Consider the following 22,365-nt stretch of genomic DNA (forward strand, 5'->3'; position numbering starts at 1 on the left):
CCTCCTAACCAAAATGTCCTGAAACGTAGTCTTCCGTTGCTTGAATTTTTGGTCGTGTAAAGATTTTTCTTGTATGGTCGTATTCAATGACTTTACCCATATAGAAGAAAGCTGTATAGTCACTAATCCGCGCCGCTTGTTGCATGTTATGTGTCACAATGATGATCGTGTAATCATCTTTTAAATTCACTAACGTTTCTTCAACCGTTCCTGTTGAAATCGGATCTAACGCGCTTGCCGGTTCATCTAACAATAAAATATCTGGTTTCATCGCAATTGCCCGAGCGATACACAAACGTTGTTGTTGCCCACCAGACAGAGCTAAGGCGCTTTTGTTTAAGTTATCTTTCACTTGATCCCAAAGTGCGGCTTGCTTCAAACTTGTTTCAACGATTTCATCTAATTTTTTCTTATCCTTTTCACCATGCTGTTTCAATGCGAATGTGATATTTTCATAGATAGATTTACTAAATGGATTGGGCCGCTGAAAAACCATGCCAATGCGTTTTCTCATTTCGTAGACGTCAACTTCTTTCGTATTGACATCGACATCTTTATACATGATTTTTCCAGTAACACGTGAATTGGCAATGCCATCGTTCATACGATTTAGCGAACGTAAATACGTGGATTTACCGCAACCAGAAGGTCCAATTAAGGCGGTTATTTTGTTCTTTTCAAATTGCAAATCAACACCTTTGATAGCCTCATTGTCCCCGTAAAAGACATGTAAGTCTTCCGTGTGTAACGCAATCGGGTCTTTTTGGCTATCTAGTTGAAGTAAATGGGTATCATTTAAATTGTATTCTTTCATGCTAATTCCCCTAACATTAAGCTGATGTCATTCTCTTATAAAGACGGTTGCCGATAAAGCGAGCGCCGAAATTGAAAAGTAAAACTACTAAAATTAACACAGCGGAGGCACCTGCTGAGACCGCAGCGCCATCTGGCATCGTTCCTTCGGTATTAATTTTCCAAATATGCACAGCCAACGTTTCCGCTTGACGGAAAATACTAATTGGACTTGAAACGCTCAATGGATTCCAATTACTGAAATCTAAGGCAGGTGCGCTTTGTCCTGCTGTATAAATTAGCGCAGCGGCTTCACCGAAAATCCGACCAGAACTCAAAATAACACCTGTCAAAATTCCTGGTAACGCTTCTGGCAAAATAACTTTTTTAACTGTTTCCCAACGTGAAAGACCTAAGGCTAACCCCGCTTCACGCTGTGTATAATGAATGGCTTTCAAAGATTCCTCAACATTTCTAGTCAATAATGGTAAGTTAAAAAATGTTAATGCTAACGCACCTGATAAGATTGAAAAGCCATATCCGATTTGTACAACGAAAATCAAGAAGCCGAACAGCCCGACAACAACGGAAGGCAATGAACTTAAAATTTCAATCGAGGTACGAATTAAATCAGTTAACCAATTCTTTTTCGCATATTCCGATAAGTAAATTCCAGCACCCAATGAAATTGGAATACTAATAATCATTGTAATCAATAGTAAATATAGTGAGTTGAAAAGCTGAATACCAATCCCACCACCAACTTGATAGGCTCTGGATGGTTGTGTTAAAAATTCCCACGAAATATGTGGAATTCCTCTAGCTAAAATGTAAATCAGTAAGGCCGCCAAAATTAAAACAATGACGCCAGATACGGCATATAAGATACCTGTTGCGATTTTATCTGCTTTTTTTGCATTCATTATTTTAAGGCTCCTCTCTTACCGATAATTCGGATAACAATGTTGAATAGTAAAGACATCAACAATAGAATCAAGGCTAAAGACCAAAGAACGTTGTTTTCTACTGTTCCCATAATTGTATTCCCAATCCCCATTGTCAAAATACTTGTTAGTGTCGAAGCTGGTGTCGTCAAACTAGTTGGCATCACAGCTGCATTTCCGATTACCATTTGGATTGCTAAGGCTTCACCAAACGCACGAGCCATACCAAAGACAACCGCAGTTAAAATACCAGGCACAGCTGCCCGCAAGACAACTTTATAAATCGTTTGCCAACGCGTAGCACCAAGCGCCAACGACGCTTCACGATAATGTCGAGGTACGGCTTTTAATGCATCTACGGTCATTGTAGTAACCGTTGGTAAAATCATGACAAATAGCACAAACGTACCAGCTAAAATACCGAAGCCAGTTCCGCCAAAGATTGAACGGACAAAAGGAACAATGACAGATAAACCAATAAATCCATAAACAACAGAGGGAATCCCTACAAGTAATTCAATAACTGGTTGTAAAAATTTTGCTCCTTTTTTAGGTGAAATTTCTGTCATAAAAACAGCCGCTCCAATCGCAAATGGCGTCGCAACAATCGCTGACAAAAACGTTACAATAAAGGAACCCGCAATCATCGGTAAAGCCCCAACCATGGGTTTACCGTCTGCGCCGATATCACTTGGGTTCCAGTTTGTTCCAAATAAGAAATCAAACACGTTAATCTTATCTTTAAAGAATGTAGCAAGTCCTTTACTTGCAACAAAATAGAAAATTGAAACAACCACTGCTACAATTAAGGCAATACATAGGAAACTAATAAATTTCCCTCGTTGCTCCATCTTGGCTCTTTTCGATTTTGTTAATAATTTTTTCTGTACATCTTCCAAGAATATTTCCTCCTCAAACAATCCAACTTTTACAGATAAAAATAGTGTACCTTTTTTACATCAATTTGTTTTTAATAACATGTAAATTTTATGTTAAGTTTGTAAATTTTGTGTTAAGAGAATTATTTAATGACATTTCCTTGCCAATCCCGTTCAATTTCCATTTTCGAAACAGGAATATACCCTAATTGACCAATCACACGTTCTTGGATATCATCTGACAACATAAAGTCTAAAAACTCTTTGGTTAAATCACTTGGATTTTTACGAGTGTACATGTGTTCATAAGACCAAATAATCCATTTATTGTTCATTACATTTTCATCTGTTGGCTGAACACCATCAATACTTAACGTAGCTACTTCATCAGTAACATATGAAAATGCGGTATAACTAATCGCTCCTGGTGTATCAGAAACAATGGAACGAACCATGCCGCTGGAATCTTGTTCTTGCGCACGAATGGCTGTTTTATCTCCCAAGACCCACTTTTCAAAAGTAGCGCGCGTACCACTACCGGCCGCTCTGTTCAAAATAACAATTTTTTGGTCTTTCCCGCCAAGTTCTTTCCAGTTTGTTACTTCACCTAAAAAGATTTTCTTTAAATTTTCCATTGAGATATCTTTGACACCGACATTTTTGTTAACGATTGGTGTAATCCCAACGACAGCAACTTTATGATCAATTAAGTCTTCCGCTTTGATGCCCTTTTTCTCTTCTGCAAATAAATCAGAATTACCAATGTCTACCGCGCCAGATTGGACTTGACTCAGACCTGTTCCGCTTCCGCCACCTTGGACATTAATAAATCTTCCCGGATTTTGGCTTTGATATTCCTCACTCGCTGTCTCTACTAATGGTTGTAAAGCTGATGAGCCTACCGCTGTGATGGATTCACCACGATCAATCCATTTTGCACATCCTGTTAAAGTAAGTATACTTGCCAAACCAATAAATAATAGCAATCTTTTTTTCATCGATTCATTATTCCTCCAATTAATTTCAATCTATTCTATTTTACCATTATATGTAGGACTTGAAAATTATAAGTTATCAATTTGTTGGTACAACTGAGAAAACTCTTAAATTAAATAACAAGTATTTTAAAACTAAAACAAAAAAAACTCTCCAAAATGGAGAGCTTTTTTTCGTTTAAATTTTCAAGAAACGACGCATTGAAATAACTGAACCTAGTGATCCAATAATCATTCCTGTTGCAATCATTAATAGATTGACTTTCCAGATAAAATCTTCTGGACGAATTAATGAATAATTCGAACGCAATAACTGCGGGTTAAACATGTTATAAACTTGATGGTAGCCTAACGTCATAATGATGACTGGCACGATTGCGCCAATCAACCCAATCCAAGCACCTTCTAAGAAGAACGGCCAACGAATGAAACTGTTTTTCGCTCCTACAAGACGCATAATTTGGATTTCTTTTTGACGAGATAAAATCGTAATCCGAATGGTGTTGGAAATTAAGAACACTGCAACGAATAAAAGTAATGCAGCAGCTGCTAAGCCCCAAGTTCGAACGGTTTGAGCGATTTTAAAGATTTTGTCTGAGTTTACACCACCGTAATCGGCTTTAAAAACACTTGGGAATTTAGCTGCTTGTTTCGCAATATCTTTCGTGTCTTCTGGTGTTTTTGCACGGACATAATACACATCGTATAATGGGTTACTGTCGCCTTCGAAAAGATTCCAGGCATCCCCCATTTGTTCTTGGATTTTTTTCAATTGTTGATCTTTGTTTGAATAAGAAATATCTTCAACATTGTCTAATCCTTTAAGTTGTTTTTCTAATGTTTTCATTTCATTTTGTTTTGTACCAATATCGACAAAAACTGACACTGTCACGTTTTTTTCGACATCATCAGCAAGTTTCGTTGCATTAAAAATAACGCCCATAAAAATACCAACTAAAACTAATGTAATTGTAACCGCACTTGCTGAGGCAACAGTCATCCAACCGTTCCGTTTTAAACTTTTGATACTTTCAAATAAATGAGAAAAGAATGTTCTAATCATCGTAGCCGTATTCTCCTTCCACTTGGTCACGGATAATGCGACCATTTTCAATGGCAATAACACGGTGACGAATCGTATTTACAATTGTACTATTATGCGTTGCCATCACGACTGTTGTTCCTTGTGCGTTAATCCGGTCCAACAATTTCATGATTTCCCATGAATTCTCTGGATCTAAGTTCCCAGTTGGTTCATCGGCAATTAAAACTTTCGGTGTATTTACGATTGCTCGTGCAATGGATACCCGTTGCTGTTCCCCACCAGAAAGTTCGCTTGGAAAAACACGTACCTTATGTTTTAGACCGACTAAATCTAAAACTTCCATCACGCGTTTTTTGATTTCGCGAGGACGTCGTCCGATAACTTGCATCGCATAGGCCACGTTCTCATACACAGTTTTCTTTGGTAATAGTTTATAGTCTTGGAAAACGATGCCGATTTCACGACGTAAATAAGGAACTTCTTTATTTTTTATTTTCATTAAATCATGACCTGCAACTGTCAAATTACCTTTTGTTGCTTTTTCTTCACGATACATTAATCTAATAAAGGTTGATTTCCCTGCACCTGAGGGACCAACCACATAGACGAACTCGCCTTGGTCAATCTCTACTGAAATATTCCGAATCGCTGTTGTACCATTCGAATATTTCTTCATTACATCTTTCATTTCAATCATGGCGTTCTCTCCATCTCTTTTTTCTTCAATCCTACTTATTATAACATGTGAATATTGCAAACTTCTTGCATTAAGTTACATTTTTATTTCAATTTAATGAAGAGCTTAACTTAAGCGCTGTTTTAAGTAGGCATCAATGAAACCATCAAGGTCCCCATCCATCACAGCTTGTACATTGCCGGTTTCGTAATTTGTCCGATGGTCTTTGACCATTGAATACGGATGGAACACGTAAGAACGGATTTGTGAGCCCCAGCCAATTTCCATTTGTTCACCACGTAAACTTGCTGCTTCTTGGGCTTTCTTTTCCATTTCCAATTGATATAATTTGGCTTTTAACATACTCATTGCTTGCTCACGGTTTTTTAATTGAGAACGTTGTGCTTGGCTTGCGACAACGGTACCTGTTGGAATATGTGTGATTCGAACAGCCGATTCTGTTTTATTAATATGCTGACCACCGGCACCACTTGCTCGATAGGTATCAATTTTTAAGTCATCTGGATTGATTGCAATCTCTATTGTATCGTCTAATTCAGGCATTACATCAACTGAACAAAACGAAGTATGACGGCGTTTAGCGGAATCAAAGGGCGAAATCCGCACAAGACGATGGACACCTTTTTCAGATTTTAGGTAACCATAAGCATTGTAACCTTTGATTAATAAGGTGACACTTTTAATCCCTGCTTCATCTCCAGCTTGGTAATCCAACGTTTCAACTTGGAAACCGTGACTTTCTGCCCAACGTGTATACATTCGTAAAAGCATACTTCCCCAGTCTTGTGACTCAGTACCACCGGCACCAGGGTGTAATTCAATTAGGGCATTATTATGATCATATGGCTCATTTAGTAGTAAGGATAGCTCATACGTTGTTAAACGTTCTTGCAAGAGATGAATTCTTTCTTCCAATTCTTCTTGAATCTCTGTATCATATTCTTCTTGTTGTAATTCAAACATCACCGTTAATTCGTCAAGTTCCTCAGAGAGCTGATGAAATTGTTGATATTTTTCTTTCAAACTATTGGTTTCGTTAATTAGCTTTTGAGCCGTTTCTGTGTTGTCCCAAAAACCAGGTTCTCCCATCCGATTTTCCGCCTCGGCAATGTCTTCTTCTAACTGGTCTAAGTCAAAGAGACCTCCTGAAGCTAGTAATTTTTTGTGTCATTTCGTCTAATAATGTACGAATTTCTGGGTTTTCCAAAATGATTCCTTCTTTCTCTTTATTGTAAAAAGAGCAAAGGCGGGACAAATTGCCCCACCCTGCGTTTTTTCTTTAATTAAGCGTTTCTTCCATGACAATTTTTGAATTTTTTGCCACTTCCGCATGGGCATAAATCATTACGGCCCACTTTTTTATCTACACGCACAGGTTGACGCTTCGCACTTGTGTTGCTTTGTGCAGCTGCATCTTGTTCTGTTTCTGGATGTTCCGCTTGTCCTTGAGCTACTTGCTCACGTTGGACATTTTGGCGAATTTCCGATTTCATGAATAAACGTGTTACTTCATATTCGATTGAACCCACCATATTGTTATACATAGAATAACCTTCTGTTTGATATTCTACTAATGGGTTGTTTTGACCGTACGCACGTAAGCCGACAGATTGGCGTAATTGATCCATTGCATCAATGTGATCTGTCCATTTAGTATCGACGACACGCAAGATGACAACTTTTTCAAATTCTAGCAGTTGTTCTTGACCATTCAATTGTTGAGATTTTTCTTCAAATACTTCTTGCGCACGTGCCACTAAGTAGTCTTTGATTTCTTCAGCTGATTTATTTTCTAAATCTTTTTTAGAAATCGTATCTTCATGGACAAGTGTTGAGGCTGCAAAATCGACAATCCCATCTAAATTCCATTCTTCTTTTTCTAATTGTGTATGGCTATCCACCACTCGGCCAATCGTCCGTTTTACCATGCCCATCAATACATCAGACAAGTCATTTTCTTCCATAATTACTTCTTGTCGTTGCGCATAAATAACTTCACGTTGCTCGCGCATCACGTCATCGTATTGTAAGACATTTTTACGTGTGTCATAGTTATTTCCTTCCACACGTTTTTGAGCAGACTCTACTTGGCGAGTAAACATTTTACTTTGAATAACTGCATCTTCTTCTTGCACATTCATTCGTTCTAAGAATGTTTTAATTCGTTCTGAACCAAAGCGTTTCATTAAGTCATCTTCTAAAGATAAATAAAATTGTGAAACCCCTGGATCCCCTTGACGTCCTGCACGTCCACGCAACTGATTATCAATACGACGTGACTCATGACGTTCTGTCCCGATAACCGCTAGACCACCTAGTTCAAGTACACCTAAACCAAGTTTAATATCCGTTCCACGACCAGCCATATTTGTTGCAATTGTAACTGCGCCTTTTTGACCGGCATTCATAATGATTTCGGCTTCTTTAAAGTGATTTTTCGCATTTAATACTTCATGAGGAATTTTAGCTGCGTTTAATTTATCCGAAAGTAATTCTGACGTTTCTACCGCAACAGTCCCCACCAACACTGGTTGTCCTTTGTGGTAACGTTCTTTAATATCTTCCACCACTGCATTAAATTTACTTTCTAAGGTTGGATAAAGTAAATCTGGACGATCGTCACGGATAATTGGACGATTGGTTGGAATTTGAATGACTTGAATATTGTAAATTTCACGGAATTCTTCTTCTTCTGTTTTAGCAGTACCAGTCATCCCGGCTAGTTTTTTGTACATCCGGAAGTAGTTTTGGAACGTAATCGTCGCCATTGTTTTTGTTTCATCTTCAATTTCGACGCCTTCTTTTGCTTCAATCGCTTGATGCAAGCCATCAGAATAACGACGACCATCCATGATACGACCAGTAAATTGGTCAACAATTAAGACTTTATTGTCTTGAACCACGTAATCAATGTCTAATAACATGATATAGTTTGCCCGTAACGCTTGATCTAAATGGTGCGTTAATGCTGTATTTTCAATATCGTACAGGTTATCCAATCCGAAAGTTTGTTCCGCTTTTTCAATCCCTGCTTCTGTTAAACCAATTGTTTTAGACTGAATATCAATTTTGTAATCTTCGTCTTCTTTTAAGCGTTTGACAAAATTATCGGCACGCGTATAGAGTGCTGTCGATTTTTCAGCTTGTCCAGAAATAATTAATGGGGTTCTTGCTTCATCAATTAAGATTGAATCCACTTCATCGACAATTGCATAGTTTAATGGACGTTGAACCATTTGGCTGCGATAAACAACCATGTTATCACGCAAATAGTCAAATCCTAATTCGTTATTTGTACTATAAGTGATATCACAGTTATACGCTTCACGTTTTTCATCAGAAGATTTAGAGTTAATGTTTAAGCCAACGCTTAAGCCTAAGAAATTATATAATTCTCCCATTTCGTTAGAGTCACGGGTTGCTAAGTATTCATTAACTGTAACAACGTGTACTCCTTCGCCAGATAGTGCATTCAAGTATACAGGCATTGTGGCAGTCAAGGTTTTCCCTTCACCTGTTCTCATTTCAGGAATGTTCCCGTCATGAAGCACAATCCCACCCATTAATTGGACACGGTATGGGAATAAACCTAGTACACGTTTAGCAGCTTCACGGACAACCGCAAACGCTTCTGGTAATAGTTCGTCTAAGGTTTCCCCTTTTTGATAACGGGCTTTAAATTCATCTGTTTTTTCACGTAATTGTTCATCGCTTAGTTGTTCCATTGCACTTGCATGTGCATCAATTTTATCGGCGATTTTTTCTAATCGTCTTAATTCTTTTTTATCGTTTTCAATCATTTTTTTCAAAAAATTTGCCATTGGTATCTGTGTTCCTTTCAATTACCTCTTTTTATTTTTGTATCCTTTTTGTACAAGAAGCACAATCTATCCGTTTTATTTTATCATTACTTGACGAGAAAGAAAACCATTTCTCTCTATTTTACAGACATTTTCCTTTAAAAGAGGAACTTTTAAAGTTATTTTATGTATTTCTTTATTTTTTCTTTACTCCGTGCTTTAAAGATGTTTAAAGAGCTGAAATGCACGAAGGCATTTCAGCTCTTATTTTAAGCTTTAGTCTGTTTCAATCAAGCCATATTTGCCATCTTTACGACGGTAAACAATGCTTGTTCCATTTGTTTCAGCATCTTCAAAAATGAAGAAGTTGTGTCCTAACATGTTCATTTGTAAAACAGCTTCTTCACTGTCCATCGGTTTTAATGATAGACGTTTTGTACGAACGATGTCTAATTCTGAAGGTGTTTCTTCTGTTTCTTCACCAACTAAGAAGACAGCGGCTTTTGTATTGTTACGTCCTGTTTCACGAGATTTTCTGTTGATTTTTGTTTTAAATTTACGAATTTGTCGTTCTAATTTATCGACAACCAAATCAATACTTGCGTATAAATCAGGTGACGTTTCTTCAGCTCGTAAAACTAGATAAGGAAGAGGAATAGTAACCTCGACTTTGGCTGTTTTTTCAGTGTACACTTTCAAATTCACGTGAACCGTTGCTTCAGGTGAATCGCTGAAATATCTTTCTAATTTACCGACTTTTTTCTCAACATAGTCTCGAATCGCTTCGGTTACCTCGATATTTTCTCCACGTACATTATATCTAAACATAACAATTACCCCTTTCATCTACCAGTAAAGAAAAGATTAAAGGACCACTCTTTAATTCCCTTCTTCTTAATTTCATTATATCGAATAATCTGGGTTTTGCCAACAAAATAGTCATCAAATTTATGAATTCTTTTCTTTTTATCGCGCGAGAGTAAACGTATTCAAACTTTTAGGATAACAGTCATTGATAACAGCCGCTGCGTGAAAAAGAGTTCGTCCAGTGGTATAGATGTCATCCACCAAAATAACAGAACATTTTTTTAATTTTTTTTGGTTTTCTTTTTGGATGGCAAATGGTTGTTGCAACCGCATTCTTTCCTTTCTAGTTTTCTTAGATTGCGGAACATTTTCCTCTTTTCTAATTAAAAAAGGGCTGTACGGAACATCAGCCGCTTCTAGTAAGCCAATTACTTGGTTGAAGCCTCGTTCTTGCATTCGTTTTTCGGATAAGGGCACCGGAATAATATAGTCCGCAGATTGTTGCTGAAAGTAAAAGTTGATTTCCTCGTTAAAACACATTCTTAAGCGATAGTCTCCTTGAAATTTATAGCGTTCCATCCACTCTTGCATTCCTTCATCATAATGAAACAACGCTGCATTATGAAAAGAATACTCTGGATAAAGCAGCTGCCACCTTTGACAATCAAAACAATAGCGCTCTTGGCTGACGCGACTACAGCCAAAACAAGTGCCTGTCATTGGCAGTTTCTGGAACTTTGCTTGGCAGTGCTGGCAAAGTGAAGGCCTCGCCCATTTTTTAAAACGTAAGAGCATTTTTAATGTTATCTCCAAACGAATGGGGCTTGCGCAATTTTTACAATCCATCTAACATCCCTCGTTTGTTAGCCAAGCGATTCATTTGCTTTATTTGCCGAATTGCCTCTTTCATGTCTCTTGTTTCCCCATCATGTAAAAATAAAACTTCGCCGTAATTGAATTCTTGTCTTCGATCGACTCGACCCGCAATTTGGACAAGTGTTGAAGAAGTGAAGACTCGATGATTGGCACCATAAACAATAACTGAGACTGCATCAAAAGTCACACCACGTTCTAAAATGGTTGTAGTGATCAAAATATCCGTTTTCTGCTGACGCATTGCTTGAACTTTTTCTAGACGAAGCTCATCACTACCATAAACGGCGACAACTTTTTTGTCGGAAAATCGCTCAGCTATTAATGCATGCAATTGGTGAATTAATGAAATACTTGAGCAAAATAGTAAAACTGAATTACGCACCAATAAACGTTTCAAATGATGTGCAATGATTTTAATATTTTTGCTAGAAAGACGTTGCCACGACTGAACCCAAAATCGGCGTGGCACAGGTAATGGCCTACGATGATATCTTGCTGGCAAAATACTGGCTGCTAACTTCTTTTGCTGTAAAAGCTTCCGCAATTCTTTCGTAGGCGTTGCTGTTAAGTACACCAAACTACTTCTTTTTTTTCGTGCGTTACGCACTCCATAATAAAGATGTTCGTTATTAACAAAAGGAAAAGAGTCGACTTCATCAACGATAAGTAAATCAAACGCTTGATGGAATTTCAATAATTGATGGGTGGTGCAAATCACTAGTTTCGTATAACGATACGCTTCTTGACTGTTTCCGTGGAGTAAAGCAATTGCTTCATGAGGAAAAACCGCTTGGATTCTGGGAAACAGTTCTAAGCAAACATCGACACGCGGCGAAGCCAGCGCAATCCGCCCCCCTTCTTGTAAGGTTTGGTGTAAAACAGCAAATAACATTTCTGTTTTGCCTGCACCTGTAACTGCCCACACTAAGCGATTCTCTCTTATTTTTGCTGTCTCACAAAGTTCAACCGAGATCGCTTGCTGTCCCTTTGTTAATTGTCCAGACCACTCAAAAAAGACAGTTCTTGGGCTATTGGGCCTTTCTGGTAAATGACAAAATTTTTGACAAGAAGTCACACGGCCTAATTGAATGCATGCATGACAGTAGTATGCATTTATCGCCAATCTGTTTTCTTTTTTGGATACGACTTCCCCGCACCGCTGACATTGAATTGTTAGGGGGGAACGCTCTAACATTGTTGGTAAATAAACCAGTTTTGTCTGTATTGAAGGTTCTGTTTCTTCAATAATTATTTTACGTCCATGCAAATCTTCCATGTTAACCACCTCAATTATAAAATACGCATTTCTCTAGCTTTTTTACGAAAAAGGAAATCTCCCACCGTTATCTTTCTATTCTTATCTAGTCGCTACCTACTAAACAAACTCTTGATACGCTTTATTGTTTACACGAATCTTCCACTTTCGACTTATCTATATGCAGATTTTTTATAACAAATTTATCTACCTTTAAAGAAAAATTAATGTTAAAGTATATCTAGTAATCCAAGCTTTAATTTGAAAAGACTAGAAAGGAGCAAGCTTTATCATGGAAAATATTTTTTTAAAAAGACTAGAATTCAAAGCTTTTGAAGAAGATTCTGTTTTTTCAAAAATTGAAGGGCTGAATAAATTTAATTCACTAAATTTTAAAAAACCTATTACTTTTTTTTCAGGTGAAAATGGAACTGGAAAATCCACTTTACTAGAAGCAATCGCAGTCAATTGGGGATTTAATCCTGAAGGCGGTAGTATTAATTTTAATTTCTCTACAAACGATACTCACTTGGATTTACATAATTATTTAACTGTTGCAAAAAGTGTAAAGCGTGCTACGGATGGCTTCTTTTTAAGAGCTGAAAGTTTCTACAATGTTGCTACATATGCAGAAAATATAGACTTAGATTTTTCTGAATATGGCGATAAATCCCTACATCATCAATCACACGGCGAAAGTTTTTTGAATCTGGTGAACCATCGGTTTAGAGGAAATGGTCTGTACCTGTTAGATGAACCTGAAGCGGCTCTCTCACCTCAACGCCAACTAACCTTAATGATATCTATAAAAAAACTAATTGATGAGGGGTCTCAGTTTATTATTGTCTCTCATTCACCTATATTACTTGCAATGCCTGACTCACAAATTATTTCTTTTGATAAAGATAGTCCTTTAGAAATCACGTATGAAGAAAGTATGCCTTATGAAATAACCTCATTATTTTTAAACAACAAAAACAGAATTCTCTCTCATTTATTTGCTGAATAAGTCTGTTATTCGAAATGCTTATGCCATACTATAATGACTCGTATATAAAAATATTGTTAATCATTCTTTGAATTACAACTTTCAGACTACGTAAAAAGGCGTTCATTATTCAGAAAATAGATTGTTAAGTATGTTTTTTTAGTATCTAGATTAAAGTAAAAAATTAAAGACAGTTGTCTTTCTCTAGCTCACAGGACTAATTTCGGCTCTATAATTTATGGAACTGATAAACTAGAATGACTGTTTCAGCTCAATTCCAATTAACTAAAGTCATAAAAAAAGACAAGTTGCTTTTTCGAAAATTCTCGAAAAAACAACTTGTTTTTACTCTTTTTTATCTGCTTGTGCTAACAAACCCAAGGCTTGTTCCAACACTTTTTCCCCGTTCATTAAGCCGTAATCAGACATGCTAATGACATCTGTTGGGATACCTTTAGGTGATAGACGCTTTTCAAAATCACTCTTCATATAACGAACTTGTGGACCTAACAATAACACATCGACTGGATTATTTTCTAAATTTGTTTCTGCTTCCGATGCAGAAGCCGCAAATATATGGGCATCTAAGCCTTGATTAAATGCTGCTTTTTGCATTTTTGTAACAAGTAAACTAGTACTCATTCCAGCGGAGCAAACTAACATAATTGTTTTTTTTGACATTTTAACAGCCCCTTTTACCATTGCCTTTTTCAATTTTCAACATTATCTATTAAAAATATTATAGTGTAAAGTTAATTTTTGTCAATCATTCTTGTTTTTTAAAGCGGATACAATCCTGGTTTAAACGTACCATGCTGACTTCAGCAATTTATTAAATACCACATATTCTTTTTCCAAATTCACTTGAACTACTTGGTAACTCGCATTCAACCAACCATAAGCGCCCTTTTCTGGATGCTTATAATCGTTCGCCCACCAATCGACATCTGTCTTAGCAGTTTTTGGTAAACCAGAATGAGGGAATAACAATTCATCAAACTGGGTAAAGGTCAAGGTAACTTGGGAACCGCCATTCGTTTTCAAATAATGAGTAATTGTATCATATTTTTTCTGTCGTGTATGTACCATTTCCAGCGCCTCCCTTTTCTCTATCATACCTTATTATAACGTTTTTTTCCAAAAAATCTCACAAAAAAGATGAGAGAAAAAGTTGCTATTCAGTTGATTCTTTTTTATACTGACTTTATTACGAGAGAAAAGGATGCCCATATGTTAGAAAGCTATATTACAGTCAAACAAGATGGTTTCAGCGAGATTGAAATCAAGAAATCGCGGTTTATCTGTTCTGTAAAGCGCGTAACATCAGAAGAAGAAGCAAAAGCCTTTATCGCCGCAATAAAAAAAGAACATTGGAAAGCCAATCATAATTGTAGTGCTTTTGTGATCGGCGAAAAAAATGACATTCAGCGGAGCAGCGATGACGGCGAACCTAGTGGCACTGCTGGTGTTCCAATGCTAGAAGTCTTAAAGAAAAAAGAGTTAATCAACGTAGTGGCTGTTGTCACTCGTTATTTTGGCGGAATAAAATTAGGCGCTGGCGGTTTAATCCGAGCATATAGTCATGCTCTTTCCCACACTTTAGATGAAATTGGTTTAGTCATTGGCAAATTGCAACAAGAACTATTGATTACGATCGCCTATCCTTTATTAGGAAAAGCCCAAGCCTTTTTGGAACATAGTCCCTACACGCTTAAAGAAACTATTTACACAGAGTCTATTCAGTTAATTTGTTTAGTAGATGAACAAGCAACAGAAACATTTATAGCTGAAATGACGGATCTACTTAACGGTCAGTTGACAATTGAAAAAGGCGCAACGAGCTATCACGAACTACCATTTAACGAAAAAGGAGCACAATCAAATGACATTTGAAGAAGTATTGCCACAGATTAAAGCAGGAAAAAAAGCCGTACGTAAAGGCTGGAGCGGTTTCGAACTTTTTATTGAATTACGTGATGAAATTGGCACCTCCGAAGGTGAATTTTTACAAGTTACCCCGTATTTTTTAATCAAAACTTCTGATGAAGGCTACAGCATGTTTTCACCAACACCTTGTGATGTCTTAGCAGAAGATTGGGTGATTGTTGAAGCATAACTACACACATAAGGTCTGGCAGATTACGGCGATTGCTCGTTCTTCCAGACCTTAATTTTTAAATGTTTAAAGGAGTTTTTCTTATGCCAAAAGAATTTGAAACAAAACGGGTGCTTGTAACTGGTGCAGCTTCAGGGATTGGCCAAGCACAAGCAATTGCCTTTGCTGAGCAAGGTGCTGAAGTTATTGGCATCGACCTAGACGAAACGGGGTTAAAGCAGACAGCCGCACTGGTTAACCCAGATTCTACTAAGCCATTTACTTATTTTGTCGGTGATGTGTCTTCTCCCTCATTTGTGCAAGCCACGATGAAACAAATTGTGAAAAACAACGGCCAAATTGATATTTTATTAAATACGGCAGGTATTTTAGATGATTATCGTCCTTCTCTAGAAACTTCGGAAGCTTTATGGGATCAAATTTTAGCAACCAATTTAAAAAGTGTCTTTTTAGTGACCAATGCTCTATTACCTTATTTCCTCCAACAAAAAAAAGGAGTAATCGTTAATATGGCATCTATCGCTGGCTTAGTAGCTGGGGGCGGCGGCGCAGCGTACACTGCCTCCAAACACGCAATCATCGGGTATACAAAACAACTTTCCTACGATTATGCCAAATTAGGCATTCGAGCAAATGCGATTGCGCCAGGTGCCATCCAAACACCCATGAACGCAGCTGATTTTGCAGGAGAAGGCGAAATGGCTACTTGGGTAGCACGTGAAACACCCGCGGGCCGTTGGGCGCAGCCACAAGAAGTAGCAAAACTTTCATTATTTCTAGCTAGTGATGACTCTGATTATATCCATGGCACAGTTATGACCATCGATGGTGGTTGGACCATGAAATAAAAAGACTTTACAGAGTGTCTGTTCTTCAGTAACATGTAACACAGTGAGGCAACTCACACCATAACACTTCAGTTGGCTTTACTGCCCTTCCTTTGGTTATGGTTATCACTAAAACACGTCGTTGTTTTATAAAGGAGAATCTTAAATGAATCATTCATCAAATCCACAAACCAGTACGTGGTCAGCTACGGCTTTGGCTAAAATGGCGCTAGTTACCGCTTTGTATGTCGTTGTCACTGTACTTCTCGCTCCGCTTAGTTTTGGTCCGATACAGCTTCGTCTTGCCGAATTATTTAATTATTTAGGCGTTTTTAACAAGCGATATATCTGGTCCATTACGTTAGGGGTTGCGATTGCCAATACCGCTTCGCCTCTTGGTATCATCGATATAGTCATCGGTAGCGCTGGGACGTGCGTAGTCTTATGGATTGCCTATTTTGCGACAAAAAATCAGCAAAATTTATTGATTAAACTAATGCTGACGGCCATTCTTTTTGCTTTGTCCATGTTCACTGTCGCCGGACCCTTAACGTTCTTTTATCAGTTACCTTTTTGGTACACATGGTTGACCGTTGGACTTGGTGAACTTCTTTCAATGACCGTCGGCGGCATCCTGATTTACGTATTAAATAAAAAAATACAGCTTGTAAAACGCATCGAAGAATAAAAAAGCGCTTGGGGTTTAAATCCCAAGCGCTTTTTAGCACTATCCTTTAGGTTGAATGAAGTCTGCTTGCCATTTTCCAAGAGATGGATTGTAATCAAAATACCAAAGTTGTGAAAAATATTGTTTTTGATGCTTGTATCCCGATAAAACACAACCGCTTTGAGTATCTTCCTCGTAGTCAATACAAGAAAAATGAAGCATCAGTGAAAAACTGTTTTCACTAATAGGATGATAATTCGAAGCTGGCGCTACTTTCACTTTTTTTACATAATTTCTGATGCCCGCTTGTTGATTTGCTTGTAATACTGCAAGATGTTTTTGATAAAGTTTTTCTGTATAGTTATCTTTGACTACAGACAAGTTTTCTTGATCCCACGCTTGTTGTATTTCTAAAAACGTTTGTTGTATTTCTTTTAAGAGTGCCTTTTTTTCTTTTGATGTTCCAGGTAATGCTGCCCACATTTCTTGAAAAGCGCCTTCATCAACTGGTTGATTTCTACGGCGTCTTTGCCAAATCATCACGCCCCCAAAAAGAACAAAAAACACTGTTGAAATTAAGCCTTCCAGTGGCGTTGTGTTGCTGGTCCCGGTCTCGTTATGATGAACATAACTTCTTGATCCATCACCGCTTGGCGAAAAACCATTCGAGGGATTACCCCCGCTAGGACTTTCTACACGTCCACCGCCGTAGCCACCAGCTACAGCCGCTGCTTGATTAGGCCATAAACAAAAGGCCATGGCACAGCCCACAAAAACCAAAATTAACTTTCTCATTTTCTCACCTTTCGACCCTTTCAAACCAACAAATGAATAAATAGACGCAGAATACTAAACAAAGCGCCAAGATTAACAATGATTAATAATACCTTCAGCCATCTGCCATATGGTTGTACTGATTGATAACTTCGTTGATAAATACTCAAGCCAAACAGGACCGCTGGCCACATAAATATACTAGATCTTGGGCCAAACGAATTACCCTCGCCCAAAAAATTCACATGAATGGGCACATGAGCTGGTAAATCAGGATAAACCACCGCACTTAATAACAGTAAACTGACTGCTAAAATACTTGTAACAATAAACAACCGCTGACTAACTTTTTCAATCTGCTTCTCTCTCATTATTTTAGCTTTCTCCTCTAGTTTAATGATGGATATACTTTCAGTTTATGCCTCCCTATCTGAATTTGCAATAAAAAAAAGACAAGGAAACATTCGATTAAATGTCCTTGCCTCTGTTTTTAAAAATCCTAAATCAAGCCTTTCACGCCTATATCTTTTCGGTAGTACATTCCAGGAAATGAGTAATTATCCAATGTTTGATAAACTTTTTTGCGGGCTTCTTCAAGAGTCGAAGCAGTTGCTTCTGCTAAAAAGATTCGTCCGCCAGCCGAAACCAGAGCCTGTTCTGAACGAGTTACCCCTGCATAATAGATGGTTTCACCAGACATTTCGGGTAATGGTAGATTTGTCTTGTATTGATTAGGATAGCCTTCTGCTGCTACAACAACACCAACACTCGCTAACTCATTCCATACAATCGTTGGTTGCTCTTTCGCCAGCAATGAAGAAATTATTTCTGAAAGGGGACTCTCTAAACGTGCCAACACAACTTGTGTTTCTGGATCCCCAAATCGAGCATTAAATTCAATAACCTTGGGGCCAGTTGCTGTTTGGATTAAACCAGCATATAAAATCCCTTGAAACGGACGTTTTTCAGCCACCATTCCTTTAGCAGTCGGTTTCAGGACTTGGCTAATGGCTTGCTGAACCGCTTCTTCTGGGATCTGAGGCACTGGTGTGTAAGCACCCATCCCCCCTGTATTCGGACCAGCATCCCCATCGAAAATCCGCTTATGATCTTGAGCAATCACCATCGGATATACCTTCTCATTAGAAACAAAGGCCATTAAGGAAAATTCTTCTCCTTGCAAAAATTCTTCGATTACGACCGTTTGACCGCTTACTCCAAATTGTTGATCCTCCATCATCGCAACTAGCGCCCGTTTTGCGGCTGCTTTTGTTTCGGCAACTACTACTCCTTTTCCAGCTGCCAAACCATCTGCCTTAATAACAATTGGTACGCCTTGCTGTTCAATATATTCTAAGGCAGGTGCCAAACGTCGAAAGACCCGATATTCCGCCGTTGGAATCTGGTATTTTTGCATAAAATCTTTCGCAAAACTTTTTGAACCTTCAATAATTGCAGCTGCTTTTGTCGGGCCAAAAATCAGTAATCCCGCTGCTTGAAAGGCGTCTACAATCCCTTCAATTAATGGCGTTTCTGGTCCGACGAATGTCCAATCAATCTGATTATCCTTCGCAAATTGAATTAGTTCCGTTTGCTGCTCTTCACTGATAGGTACGGTCCGAATATTATCACCACTCATACCAGGATTACCTGGTGCACAATAAACAGTCTTGACTTTGTCTTCTCGCTGTAATTTTTTGGCGATTGCATGTTCACGACCACCACGCCCAATCACTAATATATTCATCGGTTTCTCCTTTAAAAATTAATGTTTGAAATGACGAGTCCCAGTAAAAATCATCGCAATATCATAATGATTCGCTAGATCAATTGATGCTTGATCTTTAATGCTCCCGCCTGGCTGAATAATTGCTTGAATGCCATGTTGTGCAGCATATTCCACGCTATCTGCCATGGGGAAAAAGGCATCACTTGCTAAGACGGCCCCTTGTAATTTTCCAGCTGCTTGGGCTTGATCAACTGCAATTTTTACTGACCCAATTCGATTCATTTGACCAGCGCCAATCCCCACCGTTTGGCTTTCATTGGCTAAAACAATAGCATTTGATTTTACATGCTTGACTGCTTTCCAAGCAAAGTTCAATGCGTCTCTTTCAGCTGGTGTGGGTTGGCGCTCTGTAACAACTTGCCATGCTTGGTCATTTTCAACAACTGTATCCTGTTCTTGAATTAATAACCCGCCCATAACAGAAACTAATTCCACCGCTTTTTTTTCTTGAGCATGAAAATCTAACGTTAACAAACGAAGATTCTTTTTCTGAGATAACAGTGCCAAAGCTTCTTCCTCAAAACTAGGCGCAATAATTATCTCTAAAAAGATTTGATGCATTTCAGCCGCAGTCGCTTGGTCCACTGGACGATTCAAAACAACAATGCCACCAAAAATTGAAACTGGATCTGCTTCAAATGCCTGACGATAGGCTGCCAAAATCGTTTTTCCTGTTCCAATTCCACATGGGTTCATATGTTTAACAGCGACGACCGTAGGTTCTGTAAACTCGCTAGCAATCCGGAGTGCTGCATCAGCATCTCGAATGTTGTTATATGACAGTTCTTTGCCATGAAGTTGTCGAGCGGAAGCAATGGATAATGATACAGGTACAACGGATTGATAAAAGGTGGCTTGTTGATGGCTATTTTCGCCATAACGCAATGTTTGCTTACGTTCATAAGTAAGCGTCTGTTTCTCTGGTTCAGTTTCACCCACTTGCGTCGTTAAATAGTCAGCGATAAGCGCGTCATAAGCAGCGGTATGACGAAAGACTTTTGCTGCTAATCTTTTTCTAGTGGCTAACTGGCTAGTTCCAGTGCTGCTAATTTCACTTAATACCTGTTCATAATCACTAGGATCAACCACTGCTGTTACGTCTTGATAATTTTTTGCCGCTGAACGTAACATGCTAGGACCGCCAATATCAATCATTTCAATCGCTTCTGCTTCAGAGATCGCTGGTTTTAAAATTGTTTCTTTAAATGGATAAAGATTCACTACTACAAGGTCAATAAAGTGAATGCCTTGTTCAGTCAGTGCTTTTTGATGCGCTTGGTTTCCCCTTTTTGCCAAAAGTCCGCCATGGATATTCGGATGTAACGTTTTGACACGGCCATCTAACATTTCTGGAAAGCCAGTGATGTCGTCAATAGCAAGTGTCGGTACCCCCGCTTCTTCTAAGACAGTCCTTGTTCCCCCAGTGGAGATAACTTCAAAGCCATTTGCAACTAAGCCTGCTGCAAATGTTGTCACTCCTGTTTTATCTGAAACGCTAATCAATGCTCTTTTGGTCATTTCATTGTCTCCTTTACAATTTGTGAAATTATTTTTGGGTACCATTCGTGCTCAAGAGCATGAATTTTCTCTGTTAATGTGTCCAATGTATCTTCAGTATCAATCTTGGTGGTTGTTTGGAAAATAATCGGTCCTGTATCAACCCCAGAGTCAACATAATGGATAGTGATTCCTGTTATTTTCACTCCATAATGAAATGCCTCTTCAATTCCGTGAAGACCTGGAAAACTAGGTAACAGAGAAGGATGAATATTGACGATTCTCTTTGGATAAGCCTCCAGTAAAGTCTTGCCGATAATTCTCAAATAACCAGCTAACACGATTAAATCGATCTGATGCTCTTTTAAATGTTTCAACACTTGTTCCTCATACTGCCCGCGAGATGGAAAATCAGATGGTGAAAAGCAAACAACGGGAATCTTGCGTTTTTGGGCACGGGTCAATACATAGGCTTCAGGCTGGTCACAAAAGACTAAGCTCAACTGCCCTGCGATTTTTTTTTGGGAAAAAGCTGCAGCAATCGCCTCAAAATTGCTACCATTGCCAGATGCAAAAACAGCTATCTTCATAAGGATTCCTTAAAAATAACGGCTTTCGTTTTCCTAGGTACCAAACGACCAATTTCAAAAGCTTCTGGCAAAAGCTCCTGAACTTTTTCAACATGCTCTGGACTCACCGCTAAAATCATCCCTAAGCCCATATTGAAAATTTCATACATTTCTTCAGATGGAATTTCACCGTATTTTTGAATCAATTTAAAAATTGGTAGCACTGGCCAACTATTTAATTGAATCTCTGCAGCTAATGAAGAAGGAAACATTCTTGGTAGATTTTCTAAAAACCCGCCGCCAGTAATATGCGCAGCCCCATGCACGAGTCCTGCTTTTAACAATGGCAATAATTCCTTCACATAAATTTTTGTTGGTGTTAATAATTCTTCCCCTAACGTTTTGGGTGCCAATTCTGGAAGCTTGTCCGTTGTTTTAAACGAATGTTTCTTAAAAAAAACATTTCTTACTAACGAGTAACCATTAGAATGAAGACCACTTGAAGGAAGACCAATCAAGAAATCGCCTTCTTTTACGTTACTTGGTGTCAAGAGTTGACTTTTTTCAGCAATACCCACGGCAAAACCAGCCACGTCATAAGCATCTGCTTCATACATATCAGGCATTTCAGCTGTTTCGCCCCCAATTAAGGCTGCATTCGCCTCACAACAGCCAGTCGCAACACCCGCAACAATTGCTTCAACTTTAGCTGGATTAACGGTCCCTAACGCTAAATAATCTAAAAAATATAACGGTTCGGCGCCTTGTGCGACGACATCATTGACACACATTGCTACACAATCAATTCCGATTGTCTCGTGTTTCTGTTCTTCAATTGCCAAGAGTAACTTTGTGCCTACGCCATCCGTTCCTGATACCAAAACTGGTTCTTTAAGCTTGTAACTACTTAAATCAAAACAACCACCAAAACCACCAAGCATGCCCAACGTTCCCGTCCGTTGTGTCTTTTGGCTATGCTTTTGAATTCGTTCCACTACTTCGTATCCTGCCTCAACATTTACGCCAGCTTTTGAATAGGCATTTTCCAT

General features: G+C 38.4%; 24 protein-coding genes. 5 read left to right on the forward strand and 19 right to left on the reverse strand.

Going from position 1 to position 22,365, the window contains the following annotated elements:
- Nucleotides 1-4: 4 nt before the first annotated feature.
- From pstB to IGK03_RS07690, 11 genes are all read right to left on the reverse strand, one after another.
- Nucleotides 5-814 (reverse strand): phosphate ABC transporter ATP-binding protein PstB, encoded by an 810-nt coding sequence (gene pstB, locus IGK03_RS07640; protein ID WP_002357302.1) that lies wholly within the window; start codon nt 812-814, stop codon nt 5-7.
- Nucleotides 815-830: 16 nt separating this feature from the next.
- A complete protein-coding gene (gene pstA, locus IGK03_RS07645; protein WP_002357300.1) occupies nt 831-1,715 on the reverse strand; it encodes a phosphate ABC transporter permease PstA in 885 nt (294 codons plus the stop codon).
- Entirely contained in the window at nt 1,715-2,635 is a 921-nt protein-coding gene (pstC, locus tag IGK03_RS07650) for a phosphate ABC transporter permease subunit PstC (RefSeq protein WP_002357299.1), read from the reverse strand. Before pstC ends, pstA begins: the two co-directional genes overlap by 1 nt.
- A 122-nt stretch (nt 2,636-2,757) precedes the next feature.
- The gene (locus IGK03_RS07655; RefSeq protein WP_002357298.1) at nt 2,758-3,612 is read right to left on the reverse strand and encodes a phosphate ABC transporter substrate-binding protein PstS; all 855 of its coding nucleotides are present in this window, start codon (nt 3,610-3,612) and stop codon (nt 2,758-2,760) included.
- Between the two features lie 175 nt (nt 3,613-3,787).
- Complete coding sequence (gene ftsX / locus IGK03_RS07660) at nt 3,788-4,672, reverse strand: permease-like cell division protein FtsX (protein WP_002360154.1); 885 nt, start codon at nt 4,670-4,672, stop codon at nt 3,788-3,790.
- Complete coding sequence (gene ftsE, locus IGK03_RS07665) at nt 4,665-5,351, reverse strand: cell division ATP-binding protein FtsE (protein ID WP_002361935.1); 687 nt, start codon at nt 5,349-5,351, stop codon at nt 4,665-4,667. The genes ftsX and ftsE overlap by 8 nt, the downstream gene beginning before the upstream one ends.
- Before the next feature lie 105 nt (nt 5,352-5,456).
- A protein-coding gene (gene prfB, locus IGK03_RS07670; RefSeq protein ID WP_100068981.1) for a peptide chain release factor 2 occupies nt 5,457-6,558 on the reverse strand; the annotation gives its coding sequence in 2 pieces (ribosomal slippage) (nt 5,457-6,485 and nt 6,487-6,558; 1,101 coding nt in all).
- A gap of 76 nt (nt 6,559-6,634) precedes the next feature.
- A complete protein-coding gene (secA, locus tag IGK03_RS07675) occupies nt 6,635-9,172 on the reverse strand; it encodes a preprotein translocase subunit SecA (protein ID WP_002381826.1) in 2,538 nt (845 codons plus the stop codon).
- A 255-nt stretch (nt 9,173-9,427) separates the two neighbouring features.
- A complete protein-coding gene (gene hpf / locus IGK03_RS07680) occupies nt 9,428-9,979 on the reverse strand; it encodes a ribosome hibernation-promoting factor, HPF/YfiA family (protein ID WP_002357293.1) in 552 nt (183 codons plus the stop codon).
- A 138-nt stretch (nt 9,980-10,117) separates the two neighbouring features.
- Entirely contained in the window at nt 10,118-10,804 is a 687-nt protein-coding gene (locus tag IGK03_RS07685) for a ComF family protein (RefSeq protein WP_033596563.1), read from the reverse strand.
- Nucleotides 10,794-12,110, reverse strand: a complete 1,317-nt coding sequence (locus tag IGK03_RS07690; protein WP_049096032.1) for a DEAD/DEAH box helicase — start codon at nt 12,108-12,110, stop codon at nt 10,794-10,796. The genes IGK03_RS07685 and IGK03_RS07690 overlap by 11 nt, the downstream gene beginning before the upstream one ends.
- A 271-nt stretch (nt 12,111-12,381) precedes the next feature.
- Here IGK03_RS07690 and IGK03_RS07695 point away from each other — a divergent pair, with 271 nt between their 5' ends.
- The gene (locus IGK03_RS07695; protein WP_049096030.1) at nt 12,382-13,098 is read left to right on the forward strand and encodes an AAA family ATPase; all 717 of its coding nucleotides are present in this window, start codon (nt 12,382-12,384) and stop codon (nt 13,096-13,098) included.
- A gap of 324 nt (nt 13,099-13,422) precedes the next feature.
- On the opposite strand, the gene IGK03_RS07700 is transcribed toward IGK03_RS07695, so the two are convergent.
- On the reverse strand, nt 13,423-13,758 hold the full coding sequence (locus IGK03_RS07700) for a PTS sugar transporter subunit IIB (RefSeq protein WP_002360150.1): 336 nt from the start codon (nt 13,756-13,758) through the stop codon (nt 13,423-13,425).
- A gap of 120 nt (nt 13,759-13,878) precedes the next feature.
- A complete protein-coding gene (locus tag IGK03_RS07705; RefSeq protein ID WP_002357286.1) occupies nt 13,879-14,166 on the reverse strand; it encodes a DUF7662 domain-containing protein in 288 nt (95 codons plus the stop codon).
- Between the two features lie 69 nt (nt 14,167-14,235).
- On the opposite strand from IGK03_RS07705, the gene IGK03_RS07710 reads away from it, so the two are divergent.
- The 4 genes from IGK03_RS07710 to IGK03_RS07725 all read left to right on the forward strand — a co-directional run bounded on the left by IGK03_RS07710 (nt 14,236) and on the right by IGK03_RS07725 (nt 16,708).
- Complete coding sequence (locus IGK03_RS07710; RefSeq protein WP_016616883.1) at nt 14,236-14,970, forward strand: YigZ family protein; 735 nt, start codon at nt 14,236-14,238, stop codon at nt 14,968-14,970.
- Nucleotides 14,960-15,193 carry a DUF2829 domain-containing protein gene (locus tag IGK03_RS07715; RefSeq protein ID WP_002357284.1) on the forward strand — a complete coding sequence of 78 codons (234 nt, stop codon included), beginning with the start codon at nt 14,960-14,962 and terminating at the stop codon, nt 15,191-15,193. The genes IGK03_RS07710 and IGK03_RS07715 overlap by 11 nt, the downstream gene beginning before the upstream one ends.
- 62 nt (nt 15,194-15,255) lie before the next feature.
- Complete coding sequence (locus IGK03_RS07720; protein WP_025188830.1) at nt 15,256-16,041, forward strand: 3-oxoacyl-ACP reductase; 786 nt, start codon at nt 15,256-15,258, stop codon at nt 16,039-16,041.
- A gap of 145 nt (nt 16,042-16,186) precedes the next feature.
- The gene (locus tag IGK03_RS07725; protein WP_010707505.1) at nt 16,187-16,708 is read left to right on the forward strand and encodes a QueT transporter family protein; all 522 of its coding nucleotides are present in this window, start codon (nt 16,187-16,189) and stop codon (nt 16,706-16,708) included.
- A 39-nt stretch (nt 16,709-16,747) separates the two neighbouring features.
- Here the strand turns inward: IGK03_RS07725 and IGK03_RS07730 are convergent, their stop codons facing one another.
- The 6 genes from IGK03_RS07730 to purM form a co-directional block, all read right to left on the reverse strand.
- Nucleotides 16,748-17,482: a hypothetical protein gene (locus IGK03_RS07730; protein ID WP_078127096.1), complete on the reverse strand. Its 735-nt coding sequence runs from the start codon at nt 17,480-17,482 to the stop codon at nt 16,748-16,750.
- A gap of 20 nt (nt 17,483-17,502) precedes the next feature.
- The gene (locus IGK03_RS07735; RefSeq protein ID WP_002380370.1) at nt 17,503-17,832 is read right to left on the reverse strand and encodes a DUF1648 domain-containing protein; all 330 of its coding nucleotides are present in this window, start codon (nt 17,830-17,832) and stop codon (nt 17,503-17,505) included.
- A gap of 128 nt (nt 17,833-17,960) precedes the next feature.
- Nucleotides 17,961-19,208: a phosphoribosylamine--glycine ligase gene (purD, locus tag IGK03_RS07740; protein ID WP_010823738.1), complete on the reverse strand. Its 1,248-nt coding sequence runs from the start codon at nt 19,206-19,208 to the stop codon at nt 17,961-17,963.
- 18 nt (nt 19,209-19,226) lie between these two features.
- A complete protein-coding gene (purH, locus tag IGK03_RS07745; protein WP_373888167.1) occupies nt 19,227-20,813 on the reverse strand; it encodes a bifunctional phosphoribosylaminoimidazolecarboxamide formyltransferase/IMP cyclohydrolase in 1,587 nt (528 codons plus the stop codon).
- Nucleotides 20,765-21,337, reverse strand: a complete 573-nt coding sequence (purN, locus tag IGK03_RS07750) for a phosphoribosylglycinamide formyltransferase (RefSeq protein ID WP_002366811.1) — start codon at nt 21,335-21,337, stop codon at nt 20,765-20,767. The genes purH and purN overlap by 49 nt, the downstream gene beginning before the upstream one ends.
- Complete coding sequence (purM, locus tag IGK03_RS07755; RefSeq protein WP_049096018.1) at nt 21,334-22,365, reverse strand: phosphoribosylformylglycinamidine cyclo-ligase; 1,032 nt, start codon at nt 22,363-22,365, stop codon at nt 21,334-21,336. Before purM ends, purN begins: the two co-directional genes overlap by 4 nt.

The sequence above is a fragment of the Enterococcus sp. DIV2453a genome (genome assembly GCF_050533535.1).
GTDB classification, from domain to species: domain Bacteria; phylum Bacillota; class Bacilli; order Lactobacillales; family Enterococcaceae; genus Enterococcus; species Enterococcus faecalis.

Excerpts from the sequence above, each read along its gene's own strand:
- pstB (WP_002357302.1), bottom strand. The coding sequence starts at position 814 with ATGAAAGAATACAATTTAAATGATACCCATTTACTTCAACTAGATAGC.
- pstA (WP_002357300.1), bottom strand. The coding sequence starts at position 1,715 with ATGAATGCAAAAAAAGCAGATAAAATCGCAACAGGTATCTTATATGCC.
- IGK03_RS07655 (WP_002357298.1), bottom strand. The coding sequence starts at position 3,612 with ATGAAAAAAAGATTGCTATTATTTATTGGTTTGGCAAGTATACTTACT.
- ftsX (WP_002360154.1), bottom strand. The coding sequence starts at position 4,672 with ATGATTAGAACATTCTTTTCTCATTTATTTGAAAGTATCAAAAGTTTA.
- ftsE (WP_002361935.1), bottom strand. The coding sequence starts at position 5,351 with ATGATTGAAATGAAAGATGTAATGAAGAAATATTCGAATGGTACAACA.
- secA (WP_002381826.1), bottom strand. The coding sequence starts at position 9,172 with ATGGCAAATTTTTTGAAAAAAATGATTGAAAACGATAAAAAAGAATTA.
- hpf (WP_002357293.1), bottom strand. The coding sequence starts at position 9,979 with ATGTTTAGATATAATGTACGTGGAGAAAATATCGAGGTAACCGAAGCG.
- IGK03_RS07685 (WP_033596563.1), bottom strand. The coding sequence starts at position 10,804 with ATGGATTGTAAAAATTGCGCAAGCCCCATTCGTTTGGAGATAACATTA.
- IGK03_RS07690 (WP_049096032.1), bottom strand. The coding sequence starts at position 12,110 with ATGGAAGATTTGCATGGACGTAAAATAATTATTGAAGAAACAGAACCT.
- IGK03_RS07695 (WP_049096030.1), top strand. The coding sequence starts at position 12,382 with ATGGAAAATATTTTTTTAAAAAGACTAGAATTCAAAGCTTTTGAAGAA.
- IGK03_RS07700 (WP_002360150.1), bottom strand. The coding sequence starts at position 13,758 with ATGTCAAAAAAAACAATTATGTTAGTTTGCTCCGCTGGAATGAGTACT.
- IGK03_RS07705 (WP_002357286.1), bottom strand. The coding sequence starts at position 14,166 with ATGGTACATACACGACAGAAAAAATATGATACAATTACTCATTATTTG.
- IGK03_RS07710 (WP_016616883.1), top strand. The coding sequence starts at position 14,236 with ATGAGAGAAAAAGTTGCTATTCAGTTGATTCTTTTTTATACTGACTTT.
- IGK03_RS07715 (WP_002357284.1), top strand. The coding sequence starts at position 14,960 with ATGACATTTGAAGAAGTATTGCCACAGATTAAAGCAGGAAAAAAAGCC.
- IGK03_RS07720 (WP_025188830.1), top strand. The coding sequence starts at position 15,256 with ATGTTTAAAGGAGTTTTTCTTATGCCAAAAGAATTTGAAACAAAACGG.
- IGK03_RS07725 (WP_010707505.1), top strand. The coding sequence starts at position 16,187 with ATGAATCATTCATCAAATCCACAAACCAGTACGTGGTCAGCTACGGCT.
- IGK03_RS07730 (WP_078127096.1), bottom strand. The coding sequence starts at position 17,482 with ATGAGAAAGTTAATTTTGGTTTTTGTGGGCTGTGCCATGGCCTTTTGT.
- IGK03_RS07735 (WP_002380370.1), bottom strand. The coding sequence starts at position 17,832 with ATGAGAGAGAAGCAGATTGAAAAAGTTAGTCAGCGGTTGTTTATTGTT.
- purD (WP_010823738.1), bottom strand. The coding sequence starts at position 19,208 with ATGAATATATTAGTGATTGGGCGTGGTGGTCGTGAACATGCAATCGCC.
- purH (WP_373888167.1), bottom strand. The coding sequence starts at position 20,813 with ATGGTACCCAAAAATAATTTCACAAATTGTAAAGGAGACAATGAAATG.
- purN (WP_002366811.1), bottom strand. The coding sequence starts at position 21,337 with ATGAAGATAGCTGTTTTTGCATCTGGCAATGGTAGCAATTTTGAGGCG.
- purM (WP_049096018.1), bottom strand. The coding sequence starts at position 22,365 with ATGGAAAATGCCTATTCAAAAGCTGGCGTAAATGTTGAGGCAGGATAC.